The following is a 271-nucleotide window of genomic DNA, read 5'->3' as shown; positions in this document are numbered from 1 at the left end:
GTGGATGCCTTGGCAGTCAGAGGCGATGAAGGACGTATTAACTTGCGATAAGCGTAGATTAGGCAGTAAAAGCCACTTGAGTCTACGATTTCCGAATGGGGAAACCCACTAGCATAAGCTAGTATCGTTGCGTGAATACATAGCGCAGCGAGGCGAACTCGGGGAACTGAAACATCTAAGTACCCGAAGGAAAAGAAATCAACTGAGATTCCGAAAGTAGCGGCGAGCGAAATTGGACTAGCCCTTAAGCTTTAAATGATGCAGGTGAACA

The 271-nt window shown here is 46.9% G+C and carries 1 rRNA gene; it reads left to right on the top strand.

Annotated elements, in window-relative coordinates:
- Positions 1-271 (top strand): 23S ribosomal RNA (locus AACW06_RS20405); the annotation flags it as partial.

Origin of the sequence: Vibrio sp. S12_S33 (assembly GCF_963889785.1) — a bacterium.
Lineage (GTDB): Bacteria > Pseudomonadota > Gammaproteobacteria > Enterobacterales > Vibrionaceae > Vibrio > Vibrio aestuarianus.
Note: the sequence above shows the minus strand (reverse complement) of the source record. Positions and strands in the feature narration are given on the sequence as shown.